This is a genomic window from Bacillus sp. DJP31, assembly GCF_049310945.1.
GTDB lineage: Bacteria > Bacillota > Bacilli > Bacillales > SA4 > Bacillus_BS.
On the sequence record NZ_JBMERO010000009.1, the window covers coordinates 65,052 to 84,914 of the forward strand.

General features: G+C 37.0%; 21 protein-coding genes and 2 pseudogenes. 7 read left to right on the plus strand and 16 right to left on the minus strand.

All coding sequences use genetic code 11. From position 1 onward, the window contains the following. Window positions 1–48: 48 nt before the first annotated feature. From ACOI1C_RS10390 to ACOI1C_RS10405, 4 genes and pseudogenes are all read right to left on the minus strand, one after another. Window positions 49–279, minus strand: coding sequence for an excisionase family DNA-binding protein (locus ACOI1C_RS10390; RefSeq protein ID WP_422510466.1), 231 nt, complete (start codon window positions 277–279; stop codon window positions 49–51). Window positions 280–347: 68 nt separating this feature from the next. Beyond that, window positions 348–2,105: pseudogene (locus ACOI1C_RS10395) on the minus strand (ABC transporter ATP-binding protein). Window positions 2,106–2,843: 738 nt separating this feature from the next. Next, a pseudogene (locus ACOI1C_RS10400) lies at window positions 2,844–3,506 on the minus strand (YheC/YheD family protein). After that, the gene (locus tag ACOI1C_RS10405; RefSeq protein WP_422510467.1) at window positions 3,487–3,897 is read right to left on the minus strand and encodes a hypothetical protein; all 411 of its coding nucleotides are present in this window, start codon (window positions 3,895–3,897) and stop codon (window positions 3,487–3,489) included. Before ACOI1C_RS10405 ends, ACOI1C_RS10400 begins: the two are co-directional and overlap by 20 nt. A gap of 448 nt (window positions 3,898–4,345) precedes the next feature. On the opposite strand from ACOI1C_RS10405, the gene ACOI1C_RS10410 reads away from it, so the two are divergent. After that, window positions 4,346–4,873 (plus strand): YcxB family protein, encoded by a 528-nt coding sequence (locus ACOI1C_RS10410; RefSeq protein WP_422510468.1) that lies wholly within the window; start codon window positions 4,346–4,348, stop codon window positions 4,871–4,873. A gap of 2 nt (window positions 4,874–4,875) precedes the next feature. After that, window positions 4,876–5,055 carry an alpha/beta hydrolase-fold protein gene (locus tag ACOI1C_RS10415; protein WP_422510469.1) on the plus strand — a complete coding sequence of 60 codons (180 nt, stop codon included), beginning with the start codon at window positions 4,876–4,878 and terminating at the stop codon, window positions 5,053–5,055. A 541-nt stretch (window positions 5,056–5,596) separates the two neighbouring features. Here the strand turns inward: ACOI1C_RS10415 and ACOI1C_RS10420 are convergent. After that, window positions 5,597–6,034, minus strand: a complete 438-nt coding sequence (locus ACOI1C_RS10420; protein ID WP_422510470.1) for a YbaN family protein — start codon at window positions 6,032–6,034, stop codon at window positions 5,597–5,599. 206 nt (window positions 6,035–6,240) lie between these two features. On the opposite strand from ACOI1C_RS10420, the gene ACOI1C_RS10425 reads away from it, so the two are divergent. Both ACOI1C_RS10425 and ACOI1C_RS10430 read left to right on the plus strand, forming a co-directional pair. Then, on the plus strand, window positions 6,241–6,525 hold the full coding sequence (locus tag ACOI1C_RS10425) for an ASCH domain-containing protein (protein WP_422510546.1): 285 nt from the start codon (window positions 6,241–6,243) through the stop codon (window positions 6,523–6,525). Window positions 6,526–6,531: 6 nt separating this feature from the next. Beyond that, the gene (locus ACOI1C_RS10430; RefSeq protein ID WP_422510471.1) at window positions 6,532–6,972 is read left to right on the plus strand and encodes a hypothetical protein; all 441 of its coding nucleotides are present in this window, start codon (window positions 6,532–6,534) and stop codon (window positions 6,970–6,972) included. Between the two features lie 134 nt (window positions 6,973–7,106). Here the strand turns inward: ACOI1C_RS10430 and ACOI1C_RS10435 are convergent, their stop codons facing one another. The 3 genes from ACOI1C_RS10435 to ACOI1C_RS10445 form a co-directional block, all read right to left on the minus strand. After that, entirely contained in the window at window positions 7,107–8,225 is a 1,119-nt protein-coding gene (locus tag ACOI1C_RS10435) for an NAD(P)/FAD-dependent oxidoreductase (RefSeq protein WP_422510472.1), read from the minus strand. Between the two features lie 133 nt (window positions 8,226–8,358). After that, on the minus strand, window positions 8,359–8,733 hold the full coding sequence (locus ACOI1C_RS10440) for a nucleotide excision repair endonuclease (RefSeq protein WP_422510473.1): 375 nt from the start codon (window positions 8,731–8,733) through the stop codon (window positions 8,359–8,361). A gap of 96 nt (window positions 8,734–8,829) precedes the next feature. Further along, window positions 8,830–9,144 (minus strand): hypothetical protein, encoded by a 315-nt coding sequence (locus ACOI1C_RS10445; protein WP_422510474.1) that lies wholly within the window; start codon window positions 9,142–9,144, stop codon window positions 8,830–8,832. Window positions 9,145–9,701: 557 nt separating this feature from the next. Between ACOI1C_RS10445 and ACOI1C_RS10450 the strand changes: the two genes are divergently transcribed. From ACOI1C_RS10450 to ACOI1C_RS10460, 3 genes are all read left to right on the plus strand, one after another. Further along, complete coding sequence (locus ACOI1C_RS10450) at window positions 9,702–9,923, plus strand: hypothetical protein (protein ID WP_422510475.1); 222 nt, start codon at window positions 9,702–9,704, stop codon at window positions 9,921–9,923. Further along, the gene (locus tag ACOI1C_RS10455; protein ID WP_422510476.1) at window positions 9,920–10,312 is read left to right on the plus strand and encodes a hypothetical protein; all 393 of its coding nucleotides are present in this window, start codon (window positions 9,920–9,922) and stop codon (window positions 10,310–10,312) included. Before ACOI1C_RS10450 ends, ACOI1C_RS10455 begins: the two co-directional genes overlap by 4 nt. Window positions 10,313–10,526: 214 nt before the next feature. Then, entirely contained in the window at window positions 10,527–10,787 is a 261-nt protein-coding gene (locus ACOI1C_RS10460) for a hypothetical protein (protein WP_422510477.1), read from the plus strand. 260 nt (window positions 10,788–11,047) lie between these two features. On the opposite strand, the gene ACOI1C_RS10465 is transcribed toward ACOI1C_RS10460, so the two are convergent. The 8 genes from ACOI1C_RS10465 to ACOI1C_RS10500 form a co-directional block, all read right to left on the minus strand. After that, window positions 11,048–12,136, minus strand: a complete 1,089-nt coding sequence (locus ACOI1C_RS10465) for a toxic anion resistance protein (protein ID WP_422510478.1) — start codon at window positions 12,134–12,136, stop codon at window positions 11,048–11,050. Window positions 12,137–12,152: 16 nt separating this feature from the next. Then, entirely contained in the window at window positions 12,153–13,766 is a 1,614-nt protein-coding gene (locus ACOI1C_RS10470) for a YceG family protein (RefSeq protein ID WP_422510479.1), read from the minus strand. A 148-nt stretch (window positions 13,767–13,914) separates the two neighbouring features. Next, window positions 13,915–14,709 (minus strand): HAD family hydrolase, encoded by a 795-nt coding sequence (locus ACOI1C_RS10475; RefSeq protein ID WP_422510480.1) that lies wholly within the window; start codon window positions 14,707–14,709, stop codon window positions 13,915–13,917. Next, window positions 14,706–15,815 carry a cysteine protease StiP family protein gene (locus tag ACOI1C_RS10480; RefSeq protein ID WP_422510547.1) on the minus strand — a complete coding sequence of 370 codons (1,110 nt, stop codon included), beginning with the start codon at window positions 15,813–15,815 and terminating at the stop codon, window positions 14,706–14,708. The genes ACOI1C_RS10475 and ACOI1C_RS10480 overlap by 4 nt, the downstream gene beginning before the upstream one ends. After that, complete coding sequence (locus ACOI1C_RS10485) at window positions 15,796–17,193, minus strand: phosphoribosyltransferase family protein (protein WP_422510481.1); 1,398 nt, start codon at window positions 17,191–17,193, stop codon at window positions 15,796–15,798. The genes ACOI1C_RS10480 and ACOI1C_RS10485 overlap by 20 nt, the downstream gene beginning before the upstream one ends. After that, on the minus strand, window positions 17,132–18,328 hold the full coding sequence (locus ACOI1C_RS10490; RefSeq protein ID WP_422510482.1) for an HpcH/HpaI aldolase/citrate lyase family protein: 1,197 nt from the start codon (window positions 18,326–18,328) through the stop codon (window positions 17,132–17,134). Before ACOI1C_RS10490 ends, ACOI1C_RS10485 begins: the two co-directional genes overlap by 62 nt. A gap of 64 nt (window positions 18,329–18,392) precedes the next feature. After that, window positions 18,393–19,175: a TerC family protein gene (locus tag ACOI1C_RS10495; RefSeq protein ID WP_422510483.1), complete on the minus strand. Its 783-nt coding sequence runs from the start codon at window positions 19,173–19,175 to the stop codon at window positions 18,393–18,395. A 51-nt stretch (window positions 19,176–19,226) separates the two neighbouring features. Further along, a complete protein-coding gene (locus ACOI1C_RS10500; protein ID WP_422510484.1) occupies window positions 19,227–19,805 on the minus strand; it encodes a TerD family protein in 579 nt (192 codons plus the stop codon). Window positions 19,806–19,863 lie beyond the last annotated feature (58 nt).

Below are 19,863 nucleotides of genomic sequence, written 5' to 3' on the forward strand. Positions count from 1 at the left end.
GGGAAGTGATTGGCTCACTCCCCTTTCTAATTATTCCTATTTATATAATTAATCCTCATCCTTAATGTCAATATCCTCTGGAATCGGTTCATTTAACACTTCTTCTACCAATTTTTTATACTTCTCCATTTGCTCGATGTGCGAGTTAAATTGGTCTTTATAAACCATATACTGCTCACCGTCATGTATGGCACGTACTTTTCGTTCCTGAATTAATCGCTCGAGAGCAGATTCTGATAATGATAGGTACTCGGATGCTTCTTTAATGGTTAGGTACATTTGATTCTCCTTTAACTTATTCCTTTTACTTATTTTAATGCAAGTTAAGTATTTAGAGCAATCAGTTCTTATATCTCATCCCTATCATGAATTCTCAATTGCTGTTTTGCAAACTCTCTGTATAGTGCATGTGATTCATATAGTTCCTCATGTGAACCTACACTTGTTACCCTACCTTTTTCTAAAAAAATAATTTGTTCGGCTTCCACAATTGTTGAAAGACGGTGAGCAATCACAAGTGTTGTACGACCTATCATTAAGTTCTTCAAAGCTTCCTGGACAACAATTTCGGATTGACTATCAAGACTTGAAGTGGCTTCATCCAGCATTAGAATTTCAGGGCTTCGTAGAAGGGCTCTTGCAATGGCGATTCGCTGGCGCTGCCCTCCTGATAGCTTGATTCCTCTTTCTCCAACCTCGGTTTCATAGCCGCTTGGTAGGTCCAAAATAAATTCATCCGCATAGGCCATTTTCGCAGCAACTTTTATTTTCTCTTGTGGGATGACTCCTTGTAATCCGTACGTAATATTATCTCGGATTGTTCCGGAATAAATAGGGCTATCTTGTGAGACATAACCAAGAAGTTCGCGCCAGGACTTTAAGGAATAATTGGTAATTGATTCTTTACCAAATTGAATTTCACCTTGTAGAGGTTGATAAAACTGCTCAATCAATGAAAAAAGGGTCGTTTTCCCGCTTCCACTTGGACCGACAATCGCTGTTACTTTCCCCTTTTCAGCTGTAAGGTTTATATCTTTTAAGATGGTTTCAGAGGAATCGTATCCAAATGAAATCCCTTTGAAATGCAGTGCCTGCTCCTTGAGCGTGACAGACTTCCCCTCATGTAATTTTTCTTCTTCAAGATTAAGAATGGACAACACTTTTTCAGTAGCTCCGACTGTTTTCTGAAACTGAGTGAGAAAGACGATGATTTGCGTAATTGGCATAATAATTTGAAATAAGTATATAAAGAACGCGGCTAATTCACCAGCCGTCATTGCACCTGATGTAACACGGATTCCACCAAATCCTATAATGTAATGAGTACGAGTATGATGATAATAAAGGAAGAAATAATAGGTGACAAGATGGCATGTATCGTACCTTCCTTTATTCCTAATGCATACAATTTTTTAATCCCTATTTGGCCTTTCTTAAATTCATTTTCTTCTGCATTTGAAGCCTTTTCAAGTCGAGCCTCTGATAAAAAATTTGTAATATTTGCAGAAAAGCTAGCCGCCTCAGTTTGCATTCCCTTCGAAATTTCTGTCATTCTCTTACCTACAGGAATCAGAAACAGCAAGGAAATAGGGATAATTGAAAACATCACAAGTGTGAGTGGCCAATCTAAATAAAATAAAACAATGATCGCCCCTACAACAGAAATAATCCCTGTGATAAAGCCTGTCAAATGCTCTGTAATTAAATCTTTAATTACACCTGTCATTAGTCATTCGACTAACGGAGTCACCTGTTTCATGAGAATCATAGTACGGAATTGGAAGTATAAGTAGCTTCTCCCAGAGACGTTCTCTCAGTCTAGCAATCACATGCTGTCCGACCCGAGCCAAAATATAGACCGATACGCCCCCTGCTATTGCTTGGAGGAAAAAGGCAATTTTAATACCTGCAATGACTCCTTTGCTTAGTGAATCTAAACTAAAATTATCGATAATTTGACTAGTTAACAATGGGATTCAAGTCCAGCAATCGTGGTAAGCAAGCTAAGAAATAGTGAAAGGCCGAACAGCCATTTAGGTTGGTTCCGTTGCTTTAAGTAGGGTAATTAGCTGTTTCCATTGACCCTTTTCATAGGTAGGTTCCATGGTTTAGTCCTCTCCGATTGAAAAATCCAGTATTTCCACATTATAATATGATTCCAATGGCTTTGTATAAGGATATGTATGTGGGGGATATAAAAAGCTCGGTACTCATTGGTTATGTGATCTAAGGTGAGACTAGTGAATTAAATCTAATCAAAATCTGAATAGCTTCGAATTTTCGGTTTTCCAAAACCGGATCAATTACCCCTAATCGCGTAAATTCTTGTTTAGATGACAAATCTACTAAATAGACCTTACTTTTTTCTGAATTCCTACCTTGTTTCCATGCAGAGGAATGTAAATCTCATCTAGTTAAGTGAGCTTTAGAGAGATTATGATAGGTTTGCGGTTTGTCTAAATCATATATAAGCGGAAATCTGAATATGTAAGCCAAATTCAGGATTTGTGATCCGTTTTTCATTTTTTTAAGCCGAAGTTCAAATATATGAGCCGAAACACTACATTTATAAGGAATTATACATAATAAACCAATATCTTCACTGAGCACCAGAAGATACACCAACATAAAAGTCACGTAAAAATTCCGATTTAGTATTTAGTAAAAGGAGATCCCAAGCACCTTGTCCATTCAAAAAGAAAGCAAGCTTAAAAATTCAGCTTGCTCAAAGATTCTAATAAACCCTTCTACGGTTGTTTAGTAATCAACTATCACCAAATCCATCCAGCAGCTTTGCATATTAGAAAGACACGCTTCATAAAACAATTCTGGACAGCCTGCACTCACTGCAACGTTGTGATGGGGGTCTCTACTAGTAAGTTCAAGGTCCAAATTTCCATATTTCTATCAATGGCAAGATCAACTCCGAAGTTTCCATAATGATAAAATGTATCTAATTTAGCTGCGAATGTAATAGCAATGGCTGCCATTTTACTTCTAAGTTCCGCAGACTCATCTTTTGTCATTTCATATACTCGAAGTAAGGTAGTTTCCCCAATCTCAATAGTGCCTCCACTCGCTCGATTACTTAAGATGCTCTCCTTTGGACCTACCTTGCAAAAAGACCTTTATCCTTCTTAGTCTCCGGTAGAATCCTTAACCACAATCATACGAAAATCAATTTTTCTTTTTTGATGCGTTGTTATGTCTAATGCCTTCTGGATTATGAATTCATTTTCCCTTAATCTACTTTTAAGAAACTCAGATGCTAGATTCCAGTCCGAAAAAGCATGTTCTTTGTTTTGCCCTTTTTTTCTATATCTCAGGAGAAACCCATTTTTGTTTGTAGAGAGTTCCATAATTCCTTTACCTAAGCTTCCGTTTTTCGGCTTGATAAAAACTTTTTGGCATTTTTTTAATAAATGATACACATCAATAGTGTCTTTAAACAAGATCGTTTCAGGTAAATGTTTGGCCAGTTCAGGATTAGGTTTGTAACCATTCATACATATCCCATTTAGTAAAACGATAGTTATTAAATATCTTCTTTCCAATTAATGATTCAAAATATATTCTCCATTTTTCATTTAAAGAAACTCGACTAAAAACTGCACCAGGTTGCGGGTATATACCCCTAATCCAATCTCCTTTATCTGGGTCATATAAATAACCTTTAACAGTCGACTTCTCTTGATCCACTCCAGATAAAGAAAAAGCTTTGATTGTCCCACCAACTTGATCAAAGTGATGAATATACCTCTTTAACTTGCCCTCTATTCCATTTACCCACTTTTCTGAACTAGGAAGTAAAATCCCTATGAAAGGACCTAGAACAAGTTCAGCATTATGGTAAATTAACTCATACCTTCTCGACTCACTAATAAACAGTTTGTTCATAAGATCCTCCGAGATCACAGGCTCCCGTTCAGTTCTACTTTTAGAAACATTTACGTTTACCTTTTCTGTAAGAATTCCATGTCTCAAACGAATAAGGGCCCTTGTCGGAAATAGTAAGCCGTTTGGCTAGGAATTTGGGGATAATAATCACATTTTTAAGTTGGGTGTTCTTCTTTATTGCATAAGCTTCCATTTCTCATGCACCTCTATCATTATCTTCTCTTTTATTACTATATGTGGAATTCAATGAAATGCTTTTGCAACTAAACAGAAACTTGTTTCTAAAGATTCTTAGATTTTGAGTAAAATAAGAACCCAACTTATTAAATATAACGGCCCTCATCTTTGGCGGTTCATTTTTTAAATCGTTTTGTCTGTAAAATAATGACTATAATATATCTAAAATGGTACTATTATGATAATCTCAAGCTTGTAAAAGGAGCTATCTATGAAAATCCATTATGAAATACTAGAGGAAGACTATGTCGCTTTTAACTTGCATCATGCACGTCATTCGGAAACAATCAAACGTTCACTTAAAATTCAACGCCTCATCGGTCCCCTACTTTTTATTGTGATGCCATTTCTATTTGCCCGTGATGACCAGTTACTTTTTATGATTATGCTCGGGATGATGACTTTACTTGGATTTACTTGGTTTTTTCTCTTTCCGATATTTATGAATAAAAGCATTGAGAGAACAACGAGAAGGATGATAAAAGAAGGGAAAAATTCCAATATTCTAGGCAAACGAGAGATGACCCTTACGTCCGAGGGGATTTTTGATGAAGGTGAGACAAATTCAACAAAATCACAGTGGTCTACAATCGAAAAGTTCATGGATACAGACGATTACTTCTTCATTTATAACAGTTCTGTAAGTGCCTATATTGTTCCCAAGCGTACCTTTACTAAAGAAGAGGATCGAGCTGAATTTGTGAAGTTTATAGAACAATCTATAAACAAAGGGGCCTAACCATGATTGAACAATTCACAATTACCATTACCCCATTCAACCGAGAAAGAACGGAACGTGTGTATGTCCCAAACAATTACGGTGAATCAAAAAAGGCATATTCTGTACTCTACATGCATGATGGGCAAAATTTGTTTCGTGATGAGGACGCAAGCTTTTGGGGTGTCATGGGGAATCGCTGATTATCTAGAATAAGGAGTCAAAAGTTGAGGTGATTTCTATGAGTACAATTAGTCACAAAAAGGGAAATCAGGATCAATTTTTACTTATGTCTATTTTGCGACTCCTCACACAGGCCATGTTAATTGGTGTGAAAGCAGGTTTGGACAGAGGGTTCAACATTCTTGTATGCATGGCTAGCTGTTATATTTTTTTTATTCTGTGACAAATTTACTGATTTGGCTTTGCATTGGATTAACCGAAATAAACTGTCACTGGATTCTTATCGTCGAAACTCTTGTAGTACTCCATCTTTTCACAATCGTACAGTACGGAGTCTATTATGGATTTTTCATGGTCGGGCTCGTTACGGCTTGTTTGTTTTTTTCTACGCAAACACAGGATTATTTATAGCCTTTTCTATGTGGTACTAGGTGTACTATTTGTTATTTTTCATAATCCTGATTCTGCCATTGTTAGAAGGGGAGTAACTGAGCCACTGTTCAAGTGAAGATTTTGAGATAAAAAACGCATGGATTGTCCATGCGTTTTAACTGGAGCCATTTAAGAAACTTCAGTCTTCTTATCCTTTGACTGTATCAGAACTACACCAGACTTTTGTATTCTTGCTGTCTTTATCTTAGTGAAAAAATAATAATATTTATATCCTACTATTAGAAGCAGCATGATTCTCACCATGATGTTATCCAACATGATGAATGGTATGGCAATCATCATATCTGCTGACAATAGTATCGTCATCTTTTGCCTTAAGGTCATGGCTCTGTCTCTGACAAATTCCTCTAAATGCTTTTTATATAGTTTCGTTCCTTTAAACCAAACTTCAAACTTCTTCGATCCCCTGACAAAACATACAGAAGCCAAAAGTAGAAATGGGGTTGTCGGAAGTAGCGGTAAAATAACTCCCAATATCCCTAGGCCCATGAAAATAAAACCTAGTGTTATATATATAAATTTTCTAATGTTTTTAATATTGCTCACACTCCTTGCAAACTACTGTTTCTATCATAACATGTTCCCCTATTTTTGAGCAGGGCAAATCCTTTCCAGTCGCGGTTTCATAACTTTTCCAAAATATGATATAGTAAATAGGATTCAAAGATTGAAGGGAGTTTTTTTAAGTGACTAAGCATGAAGAACAGAAAGCACTACCACCTAAAACTTGCGAGATTGATCGTCTAGTTACTATGCCTGACGACGTAAATAAGGTTCTTGAAGGCAAGAAAACGGCGACACGTAGAAATGGAAGATATGCCGATGTTGGAGAGATTATGGTCTTAAAAGATAAAAATTTTAGAGTGGACAGTGTGTATTCACAGTCTCTTGGTGAATTAACGGACGAGCATGCTCGCCATGAGGGATATGAAACGGTTGATGAATATAAGGATTCTATTCTTTCCTATCACCCAGGAATGCCATGGCTTCCTCATATGAGAGTATGGGTGCATGAGTTCAGCCCAATTAACGAGTAGAGGGAAATGGATTTACTTTATCGAATCTTACTTTACATTCATGTTATTAGCGTAATTGCATCGATCGGGCCATTCTTTATTCTATTTCCAATTGTAAAGAAGCTAAGAACAGCCATTGAACCTGAAATGAGTGCCTATTTAGATACATTTCGGTTCGTTGTGTGGCTCGCAAAGCATGCAGGTCATGTGCTCGTAGTATCAGGCATTCTACTTGTTATTTTAGGACCCTGGACCTGGGGCACACCATGGATTGTCATGACACTTATCATCCTGTTTGCTTCTTTATTATTTCTAGCGCGAGCTTTCTCGCCAACACTTCGAAAGTTCCAAGAAGAAGACCACAATAAAGATGAACTCGCCTCTAAGCTAAAGCGGTCCATTTGGATTTATATCGTCTTATTGATGGCGATGCTTTGGTTTATGGTAGGGAAGCCCTATCTTTGGTGATTTTGCAGGTAAGGAAAACGATCAGAACGAAGAAACAGATTATTGACACTTAAATCACAGTCTTGAAGTAGACTCAATAAACGACTCAATCAAATTGATTGAGTCGTTTTTCACGAAACGTCAGCTTCCAAAATTCACTTCTCTATTGATCCCGCTACATCATAGAAACTTAGATCAATCTCGGTTTCTTTACCTAATGCTAACTTCGCAAGCTCAGAACCCAGATAGGGGCCACTTGTTAAACCAGAGGCTCCTAAACCATTGGCAAGTAGGATTCCTTCAAAGTTGGGCAAGGCACCTATGACAGGGAGAAAACCGGGTGTGAACGGACGGAATCCTACTCTTGTTTCTACCATCGTACATTCTGCTAAACCTGGTGCAACAGCCATTGCTTTTCCTAAGACTTCATTCAGTCCTCCTACGGTTACTCGGTAATCTTGCCCTGCGTCATCCTCATGTGTTGCCCCAATCACAATCCGACCCTCGCCAAGTGTAAGAATATATTGATCATTTGGCGGCATGACTACTGGCCAATGACTTGTATCCCTGTTCGGCATTTCGAGATGAACAATTTGGGCCTTTTGAGATGTAACAGAAAAATGAACACCAAGTGGCTGCAAAAGTTCTTTCGCCCAAACACCAGCCGTAACAATGACTTGATCAGCATTCAAACTAGTTTTCCCTAGCTTTATTCCTGTCACACGGTTATTCGTGTGAAGAAGTGAGGCATCCCCCTGTAAAAATACAGCCCCGTTCTTTATGGCAGAATTAATGAGAGCATTCCGTAATGCCCGACCATTTACACGTGCACCGCCACTAACATAAACAGATCCGTATTCCTCTGAGAGCAATGGAAACATTTTTTTTGTTTCCGCAGGTGACAGAATAGTAATTTCACCTATTTCTGGTGCGTCCTCCCGGCGTTTGCGCGCTCTCTCTGCCATCTTCTCTAGCTTATCTAGATCTGTGTGTAAGCAAATTGCCCCGACACGACTGTATCCAGTGTCTTTTTCGCCTACTGCTTCGAGCTCAGAAATTAAGCTTGGATAGTATCTCGCTCCACCTTTTACTAGCTGGTACCAGGCTTTGTTCCGCCTTTGCGAAAGCCACGGACAAACAATTCCCGCTGCCGCATCTGTTGCTTGTCCTCGGTCATGGCGATCAACCAACGTTACATTAGCTCCTAATTTTGCAAGATGATAGGCTGTAGAAGCACCGAGTATACCTGCTCCAATTACAATGATATTTCGCATGGAAGAAACTCCTATACCCATTAATATTTTTTACAGTCAAGAACATCAATAATGTAATCTAGTATTCAGCTTTCTTTCTAAAACAATTTAAAAATCCCTGCCTTAGGCAAGGACTAAAAATCTTACTTATATCCTATTTATAATACACTTTCTCAACATTATACTTTGCCTGGAGTGTATTAATGGCATACGTCTCATATAGATCTCGTTCCATTGCATCTTCAACGATACATACAGCAATTTTGTAAACTTCATCTCTGTGTATCTTCATAGGTGAAACCGTATCCTCGAAATGCTTTTTAATTCGTTGTCTTAGCTTGCGTGCCTTCCCAACAAAGAGAAGTTCATCATGAATATTAAAAAAGAGAAAAATACCACCTTTGTCCCTTGGAATCAGATGGAAATCGATAAAGCCATTGATTGCCTCTATGACTGGTTCCCCTTCTTTAAAAATTTGCTTTCTTTCAGTGATCGTTACACTCGGTGTTGGTAGTTCAATTTTTATCAAAATTCGTCACGTCCTTTTTATGTATAGCATTTATTTTACCATAAGATAGTAAAAACGAAAAATTGTGATGACCGTTCTCTGAATAAGGATTTCTACTTAATAAGGAAGATCATCATCTTCCCACATCAATTCTTTTTGGCTCTCTCTCTTCTCTTTCATGCGTTGATTATGCAACTGTTTCATTACTAAAGCTTGATTAACCTTCTGTTTTTCCTCTGCGCTAAAAGTTAAACCCAGTATTTGTAATTCATTTAAGGCACAGAGTAAATCAACTCCATACCACTTCGCATATCTTCTAATTACATTTTTACCCTGATTTTCTTTCACCCAAACCTTCGCATTAAGTAGACGTACTTGTTGGCCCCAACGCTTTCGACGAGGACCAAGATATTTATTATGTTTATTTGCCAACAAAGTTCTCTCCTTAAATTTACATAAACAAAAAACACCCAGCGTGGGTGCTACCATCCATACATAGATTATAACAAAGACTCATATTGTCTTCTTCCATAAAGAATGCTTATTTCAACTCTCCAGGCATCTACAATATAAAAAAACCAAATAATTATGTATGACCAATATGCGATATCCTTTAACACGAAGTGCAGGGTTTTTTATTAATGGACAGCGCATTGGCAATTATGTAAGCGATACGATACTTTCTATAATGTCATCATATAATTTAAAATGATTATCCCTTTTACTCAGAATGATATGCTCCAAAAGCGATTGTTTTAAAAAAAGTTCAAATAGAATTGTTATAATAATCATTTGAAAAAAGAAAGAGAGATCTTGTTTAGACTGGCACCTATGTCAAGGACACTAAATGGAGCAGCAGTTGAATTACAAAAGTTACTGAAGCAAATCAAGAGCGCTTCAAGTTCAGCACAAGCGTAACAGTTGAAGCTGATGGCGTTCACGAAATCTCAATTAAGGCGGTTGACACTGAAGGAAACGAAATTCAGATCATGAGAAGACCTGTATTCGTTGATACTACACCTGCCACTTTGAACGTTACAGCACCATCTCATGTGGCAAATACAGTTGCAACGACAAACCTTTCCATCTCTGTTCAAGATAACTTCGATCAAATTCGTGTGTACGTGAACGATGACGAAGTGAAGTTCAACGCTGGGATGAGTTCATGGTCAAAAGCAACACCTTATGACAAACCTTTAATTCAGAAGTGAACCTAAAGGAAGGTAACAATACCTTTACAGTACGCGTTGTTGATTTAACTGGAGCAACGACCACACAAACAGTAAACATTTACCGTTTAAGTCAAGGAGAAATGCCAGAAATTCAGTCTGTAAGCGTGACACCTAACAAAGATGTCAGCATTAAAAAGCCAGCCGCCATCAGTGCAGCTGCAAACCAATCGCTTACTTGGTCCGTTAAGGTAGTCAATCCAAGTGGGGTTGAAACACAGCTTAAAGAAGCTACTGGAACAAACTTTAGAACAGTTTTTGTACCGGATAAAAAAGCTAAAAATGGCGTTTACTCAGTGGTATTTAGCGGAGTGAACGAGCAAGGTATTGAGGTAGCATCGAAAGAAGCAACCTTCCGTATTGGAAGATAACAAAATGAAATAATTAATTGACTGTAATAAGAAAGAGAGCGAATGTCCGAAATGGATGATTTGCTCTCTTTTTACTTTTCCTCCAAGTAGAGTGGTTCACAAAGTAAACTTGGTAGTTCATAAAACTAAATACATTAAAAGAGTGATTTTTGGCAAACATCATTGTTGTGAAGAATATAATAAACTATTCAAATGAGATAGGGGGACATCTATCATGAGATTCAACCATTTCTCCAGAGATCAAAAAACAAGGGCAGCCTTCAAGGACTTAGATGCGATCCTTCATTCAAAGCCTGTTTTGCTGTTTGAATATTCTGTCGTTGCCATTGTCATTACAGGCATCATTAGTAGCTCCATTTCAACCATTACCTTCCTTCCATTACTATTTATAGGGACATCCTTCCTTTTGTTCTTCATCCATTCATTAGTTTATGGTAATTGGATCCGAATACTCAGGAGTAAAGAGAAACCTTAAAAATGACGGTTCATGGGAGTTATGGCAGGTTTGAGGCATGCCGGAATTCATTTATGAGCGGAAAACCGGATATATCGTCCGTTTTTCATTTTTATAAGCCGAAATTCTACTATATAAGCCAAAATACCATCTTTATCAGAAATTATACAAAAATAACCAAAATTAGTCTCTTTAATACCCCTTCCGTTTCTACACAAAATAAGAGGACAGATAAATTCTGATTGAATGAAAGAACCCTCCACAATGGAGGGTTCACACTTTTATTGATGAGCAATTTTCTTTATATTTTCCTGAAGCTGCGAGATACGTTTCAATCCATCCTCACGTAGTCGCTTGTTCTCTTCTTCAATCGATTTTGTCTCCTGCATACCTTTTACAATGGTATTCCAAGATTCCTCAATTGTTTCAATTTTAACGCTCGGTCTTCCTGCTAGCTTAGCAATCTCCACACTTTGACTCGAGATATTTTCAGCATTTCGCTTTAACATCTCATTTGTACGTCGATCTAATTCACTCATTGAATCCGCCACAAGCTTTTGACGCTTAGCAGTTACCGCTTGGATAATACCATTCTTGAAGATTGGAATCGTAATAACAAAGGCCGAATTAATTTTTCCAATTAGCTTTGTATTACCACGTTGTAGTAAGCGAATTTGTGGAGCTGTCTGTAAAGATACCATCCGAGCCATTTCTAAATCGTAAATTCGTTCCTCTAGTGTTTGCATGGCATTTTTTAACGAATCTAATTCTAGCTGTGCCATTTGATCCCCATTTGCCACTTTTTGCTCAATGGAAGGCAATAAGTTAGTGAGTTCATCCAACTTAATTTGGCCTGCCACCACATATTTTTCGAGTGACATATAGTAATTAATGTTATTTTCATACATTTCTTCTAGTGTAACTGTTGATCTAGTCATTTCATCCTTATACTTGGATATCTCAACATTAACCTTTTCAATTTCGCCGCCCAATGATTGATATTTACCGAAGATTTTTTCAACCATATCATTACTTTGTTTAAAAATTTTACTTAGAAGTCCGCCTTTTTTCTCTTCAAAATCCTTCTTATCAAAACGGTCCATAATTTTCCCTAGTTGCTTAAACATTTCACCTGAATCGGTTACACTCGTTGAACGAATCATGGAAAGAATTCGATCTGAGAATTGCGAGATCTGTATGGCAGGCTCTTTTCCGAATTCTAATAATTCCATTTGATTCTTCACATCTACTTGCTGTGCTAACCTCATAACCTCAGGGTCCTTGCGAAGCTGTACACGAATATCATTTGCTTTTGCTTCTGTGATCTCTTCATTCTTCTCTAGGGTCGTTACTTGAGTATCATTAGTCATCAGTTTCACTCCTAATCTAAAATTTTATCGATTTAATAAGCTTTTTAAAAAAGGATGGTTCCTTAAATTCTTGTTGAAAGGACATTTCTTCGAGCCAATGCGTATCAAATGCACTAGACTCAATAAACTGCTCTATACAGTTGTGACCTGGTGGGTTATATAAAACAATATCTACCCCTAGCTCATTAAATAGTAAAAGCCTTGCTGCGTCTGAGCGAGTTAGAGACCCATTGATCTCTGTGTTAAACAAAACAATCTTTGGAACGTCCTGAGAGTAATCAAAAAGCTGCATTAATTGTAAGTGGTTAGGTGCAATATCAGTCGCTTGCGTAAATAAATACATCTGAACATCCAATAGTTTTTCATTGTTTTTCGCAATAAGTCTTGGATCTGCACATATCTTTGAAATGACAAAAGCAATTGCATACTGCGTCCCAACAGGAAGATGCTTATATTGCCACCAATTACTATCGATCATTTTTTTTGGATCAAGCTTGCCCTCTTTACCTAGTGCATGCTGGTAATGAAATTTATGATTCGCTACCACTTCTTTCGTAAAAGGAAAACTTCGAACTAATTCTGTGTTTTTCAATTCAGAAAGCTTTTGTAATCGGTCCCAATATTCTTTATTATTTGAAGAAATCCCCATAATTTTCGCGAAGATTGAGGGAATTTGAACCGTATCTTTTGTAGCTTGGAAATGTGGTCGAACAAACGCTTTTTCTTTTGCAATTAAAAATAATTCGTCATAGGTTGTTTTTAAGGTCACGGATGTTGGGGAATGATTTCTAAATTGCCATGGTTTATAGAAGTGAGAACCCTCTTGAAATAAGATGTTATTAATCTCTTCTGTCGCTCGGTAGGCAACAGTTGACCCGCGATCTGGTTTCTCTTTTGGGAAATACCCTACCTTACCTGTAGCTGGATAGGTAACGATGTGTGAAAAATTCTGGTTCGGATCAATTTCTGAGAACCCATCTTTTCCATCAGGATGGAATAAAAGGACATCACAACCAAGGATCATGAGGTAATAAAGAAAATACAATTGACTCTTTGAAGCGTCTCCATACCAAATAACGCGAGGCATCTCAAGCTCGATGTCAATATCTTCTAACCAAACATGAAGATGATTCCATGACCATTTGACAATGTCCACAAGCAGCCTTCGGAAATCAGGGTTATATAAACCATCCTTATGTTTTTCTTGAAATGTCTCTAAGACAGAAATAAGTGATCTTCTAATATGTCGGTGTAGCACATTATTGGTATGAGGCGGAATTAATCGTTCTCCATCTAAAAAGGCTACAAATCTATTAACTGACAGCCCTTTTTCTTTTTGATGAATCAGGTGAATCCTCTGAACAGCTTGAAAGCGTTCTGGGGAGATTGTTTTATCCAGGATTTCACTCAACACATAAATCTTTTCAGTTATATATAGCTCATGAAGGGAGAGATAATATTCCGATTCATCATAGCTCGTTCCTAGAATTCTCCCTGAAACCTGACAAAAATTATATTCGTTACTTTTCTCATAAGGTGTTCGCTCAGGGAGAGTCTTAAAGAGAGTGAGCTTCCATTTGTCACTATCAATTTTAGCTTGAGTAATTTGAATTTTATTATAATCACTCACGATGTCATCCCCTTTATCTATCCTAAATTTCGGGAGACCGAGGTCATACCTTCTATCGTAGTAAATGACCCATCTTACATTTTTTTCTTCTCTTACTACTTATTGTATCTACACTAGTAAGGAAGTTCAATTCTTTCTGTAATTTTTATCAAGAATTCAGTAGGATGCGGTTATGAACGCACTCTACTATTTCCTCTGATGCCTCTATCCCTGAGGAATTGGTCTTAGAAAGAGTTGGATAGTGGTCTAATACTTCACCATGCAAGGGAGCCATTCCGTTGTGCCCATTTATGATCATTTCATAGTCTAACAATGAGTCTCCTGCTGTAAAAACATTAGTAATCTTCAATTCATTACATAAGAACTTGACCGCTTTCCATTTGTTAATAGGGAAAGGGACAAAATAAAGTTTTCTACCTTGAAGTGACATTTGCCATCCAAGATTTTTTGCCCATTCAGCCAGTTCGGTAATCTCGATTTGTGTAATAAGATTTCTATCAATAATGAGATAGATGAATAGGCTGTCAGCTTGCCTGATTTCTTTTATCCAACGTTGTCCAGGTATTCCTTCTATTTTCTTTATCATTTCCATTAACGACAAACAAGCTTTTAGCTCTTCTTGAATAAAGCTTGACCACTCTTGTACCACTAAACCGTCTTTTAGGATATGAGCCCCATTTGAAGTGACAGCATACTCTGGAATGATCTCGTTTTGGAAAAGTTGAATTCTCTTATATTGACTAATGGTTCGTGTCGTAACTGGGATAAAGTACATTTCATTATTTAGTTTATTCAAAGCAACTTTGGTTTTTAATGAGATATAGGAAATCTCTTTTCCATCAAGGGTTTCAACTACTTCGTAAGGACTGTTTGATGGATATAAATCTAGCATCGTTTTAGAATAGATTAACGTTCGGTCTAGGTCACTTGCAAATGCTCTCATGTGTTTTTCTCCAATTGTTTGATTAGTCCACAGCAGCTATACGACATTCCTGTGTATTCTTGAATAGGAACGCCTCGTTCTTTTGCTAGTAAAAGAATATGCTCCAAATGATGTCTTTCACTTGGGTTGATCAGTATTTTCCATGGAACTCTTCTTAATAGGACTCGTGTTGTTTCTCCAACACCGGGCTTAATATAGTTTAGGTTATCAATCTTAAACTCTTGTTGAATTTTCTCAACGGATTTTAAACCATTCCAAGTAGGTTCTTCATGCGCTTCTAGAAGAGGCTTAAGTTCAGAATCCACCTTTGAAAGGATAGATTGGAATTCAGCCGAAATGGTGTCTACAAAAAAAGTAGAAACATCCTCTGATAACCATTCTTTATAGTACTTTGCCCCATGGAAATCCTTTGGTCCAATCCATAAATCATTAGCTACTGTTCGACTCACTAATCCAGAAACAATTGAGTTTAAGCACGCACTTGGAATTAAGAAATCTTCTCTCGTACCATATAAACTGGAACAGTAGCCTGGGTCTGCTAAAACAGCTAGTTCAGAAGATAATTGCTTATTGTATTTTTGGTTAAAACTCTTTACAGAAGTATCTAGTTCTTTTGTTATGGCGCCTTTACCCGTCCATCCATCAACAAAAACAATGGTATGCTCAGGGTACTTAGATGATATGAATTTTAACGCATTCTCATCAATTCCCTTACCACGGATGATGGATATACTAAAGTGAGGAATGGAGATTTGATACTTGAACTCAATATATCTTCTTATTAATACACCAATTGGGGTACCCGCTCTAGCAAGGCTACAAAGGACAATGTTATGTCCCTTTCTCATCACAATTTGTTCAGCAACCAGGGCAACAGATAAGGCTACTTTTTCCTTACTGCGCTCTAAGGAATCAAAAAATAGCTCCATATATTCATCTAATGGTTTATACTCAATCGGAAGCATTTCAGAGTAGTGAACTCCACTTTGTATGGACTGTTCTCTCTCCATCGTACTTTTTTCTAACTCTATATGTGAGAGATCTTTTAATAAGAACGTAACATCCTGCTCTGGGTAACTTCCTATTTTAGATAGAGTATTGTTCAATTCTCTCACTCCCATTCTCCTTAGAGAATATAACTGTGTTCACTTGCTTTATTCCTTGTTCTTTACATATATCCATCAATTCTCTTAAGGATTCCTCTTCTATTTCTCTCTCGAAATAGATAAAGATATCATCGTACTCATCCTTTGGAATATTATAGATATAATGGAGAACCTCAGCATCTTCAGGATTTGGAAATCTATATCCGTTTTGTATACCATAGTCTTGTTTTACTTGTGGGTAAATTGGGCTTCTTGTAGTTGAATGAAATTTTACTCCTGCGCCCATTTGAGAAGAAATTCTCATTGGTAGATACATAAATTCTCCTGTACCCAAGCAAAGGGTTTTAGAGCCCGTTCTGCATGTACCTAAATATTCCCCAGCATTCGCACAAGCCTTTTTAATAAATGCTCTATCTGTATGGTTGATCCCAAATCTACCCGTTTCTTTTATATAGGGTGAAGTCTTGGATTTATTAACAAACCTACTTTGGGTGAAAAATAGAGAAAGATCTACTATTCTATGGTTCACTTCATTGGACTGAGTGGATGGTGAATAATTATAATCCACACGATCTAATGTACTTCCAATAAACTCCATGTTACCAGATACTATGGAGCACGAAGTTATCGTTATATCTAGCTCTCTTTCTAGTTCTACAAACTTCTGTTTATTCTCTTCAGAGCGCCAATCTAGTATTGAAATCACGGAATAGTTCTTTCGAGGAAATGTAGTATGAATCGTACGTATTATATTTATAGCCGTTTTACCAGTAGTAATTTCGTCATCTACTAGAATAACTGGCTTCTCATTTTCAATTTGATTACGTCCAATATAACAGTGTTGATCCACTGCATGTGAATGCTCTTCTTCGAATTCTAAGTTTGATGTTGTTCCACTTACATTTTCGCGAGTGGTATGGATATAAAAAGCATTCGTAAAAACATCAAAAAAAGCATGCCCTAATGATGTTGCTGTTTCTGCAAATCCTATAATAATTGGATCCTGATCAAGCTCCAAGCTAAGTTCTGACAATAATTGATAGGATAATTCTATAGAAGCAGTATCCTCTGACAGTATTCCATTAAGGATAGCTGATTTAGTAGGTACGGTTGTTTCAGTTGTTTGTTCATAATACTCAATGGCTAATAAACCTGAAGTAAGTAATGGTTTTAAGGGATGAACAGGTATATGTTTCCCTAAGACTTTACTCACAAAAAGAAATCCTCTCTTTTTATTGACTCTTGCAGCCATTTGAAATAACTGTTCCGTTGCAAGATTAAGAGGATTAGCCGTTATATTTAACGTTACTGCCATGTTAGACAAGATTTGAAGTGTAGGTTGATTCTGCAAGTAAGTCGAAGAAGTTGTGATTTTCATGGTACACCCCGTAAATCTCGGATTTTTTCAAAACCTTTTCAGCCCATTTGTAATGGGGTTTTATCTCGTTCATCTTGTTTGAGTATTCACTTTTCACGACTCCAACACTTCCGTTGGAATTATTGATTATTGTCAGCGCATCTTGGTACTCTTCCTTGGTCACTACATTAAGACTGTGGACAATCTTCACATGGTCTGGATGGATCACTGTTTTTCCAGTAAGTCCATTAGCTAGATCCAAAAGTGTTTCCTTAATCAAGCCATCACCATAGTCATTTAATAATTGTGCACGGACTTCAAGCCCTTTATCACCATATGTTTCTGTAAAGGGAGACTCTCGTAGTTGGGGTTTTAGTATTCTTGTGGTCGGGTTCTTGAAATATTCCCAAACCGGTCCTGAAATCACATAATCTCTAGCAAAGAAATTGATTAGATCTGTGATAAAGTCACGGATGATTGAAATATCATATATGGTTGTATGGTAATTTCGTCTGATTCCATATAATCCACATAAATCAGTAGCACCAATTCGGATATTCAAAATATACTCCTTGTAGCTTTCTAACCGTTTTTTAATCTCTAAAAGATTTTCAAATCTGGTCTCTTTATCAAGAACTTCAGGCGTTTCGAATATTGGCATTCCATAAAGCATTATATTCGTTTCATTTATTAGCGTAGTCAAATTTTCTAAATAAGCAGCTGCATTGAAAACCGAAAATTTAGGGAAAACAAAGCCAGTTACACAATTCAGGGCTTCTCCAAGTTGATAACCTACTCGCAAAATTTGTTCTGGTGATCGTACTCGAAGGAATATGAGTGGAAGTTCTTCCGTAGAAATCCTGTTTTCTTCTAGGGATTTATAAATGGAATGAATATGGTTGATGACCATAATTTCTGCCATCTCGACTTCATTGTCCCCAATTGCATCTTCAAGACATAATACCATTGAACAGAGTTCAGAATATTTCCTTGAGATAACTAGCTTCGCAATGTCATGTCGTGTAGATGGCATATATAAAGTAGCTCCCAAGCTATATTGTAAGATCTCCTTGGAAGAAGATTTTGTTACGATAGCTGGTTTCTTATAGAAGATACCTTCTGTCTGTAAGTCGGATAAATAACTAAAATGTCTCAAAATAGCACCTCTTAAAATTTATAAAAAAGAAGGAGATATTTGCATAACTCCTTCTTTTTACTACTTATTCTTTTGAAGCAGCTGCTTCATTAATCGTCGCTTTAGACTTGTTATAATAATGGATTACAAATGTTAATAGGAACGCACCAATTATAACGGCAAAAAACATCAGATGGTCCAAATGGAAGCCGAAAATACTTGCAAACATTTTCGCTGAAATGATTCCAATTAAAACAAAAGCTGTCGTTTCGAGTTCTGGGATCTTATCAATTAACTTCAAGAATACACCAGCAACAGTTCGCATCATAAGAATTCCTAGCATACCACCCATAAGTAATACCCAAACTTTGTCAGAGATAGCAAAAGCGGCAAGGATAGAATCTACACTAAATGCAATGTCTACCATTTCTACTGAAGCTACTGTAGCCCAGAACACACCGATCGTTCTTACTAACCAGCTACCCTTATTAAATTCCTTGCCCTCTACTTCACCATTTTTTTCTTTGTTCTTATCACGGAAATATTTGATCACGATCCAAGCTAAATAAGCAGCACCTAGAACTTTAATAAATGTGAATTTAACTAAATAGACACCTACACCAATGAATAGGAATCGGAAGAAATAGGCTCCGAAAAGTCCATACATAAGAGCTCTTTTTCTTTGTTTCTCTGGTAAGTGTTTGACTAATACGGCAAGTACTAATGCATTATCAGCTGATAATAAACCCTCTATAATGACTAGGGTACCAATTAATCCCCACGAAACCGGGTCACTTAATACCTCAGCCCACATTTGAAAGTCAAAGAACATTGCGTATGTTGATAACATCTGTTGTAAAATTTCCAATTGTTGCCCTCCTAATGCTCTATTCCATGCGAAAATTTCTTCATGACTACTTTAAATCTGTAAACCGTAATTACTACATAAATCGCCTAGTCCTCCTGAAAACCCACTACCAACCGCACTGAATTTCCAATCACTACCATGTCGATACAATTCACAAATGACAACGGCCGTTTCAATCGAGAAATCTTCTCCCAAATCAAATCGTAGTAATTCTTTTTTTGTAGCATCATCTACTAAACGAACAAATGCATTTGATACTTGTCCAAAACTTTGGTGACGTGGTTTTGCTTCATGGATGGTTACAGCAATTCCAATCTTATGAATAGTTGAAGGTATTTTAGAGAAATCAACAGTTATCTGCTCATCGTCTCCATCACCTTCTCCAGTTCGGTTATCCCCAGTATGAACAACAGCTCCAGATGGATGTGCTAGATTATTGTAAAAAACAAAGTCTAGGTCATTTGTACATCTGTCGTTTGCATCCACTAAAAAGGCAGAAGCATCTAAGTCAAAATCATGGCCACCTTGATATTTAAACGCATCCCAACCAAGACCAATAATTGCTTTCACTAAACCAGGATTTGTTTTTGTTAAGTCAATGCGTTGTCCTTTTGATAATTGAATACCCAAAGTAAGTAACCCCCATCTTTAAATTAGAAGAAAAGACAAAAACATAAGTTTATTCCTT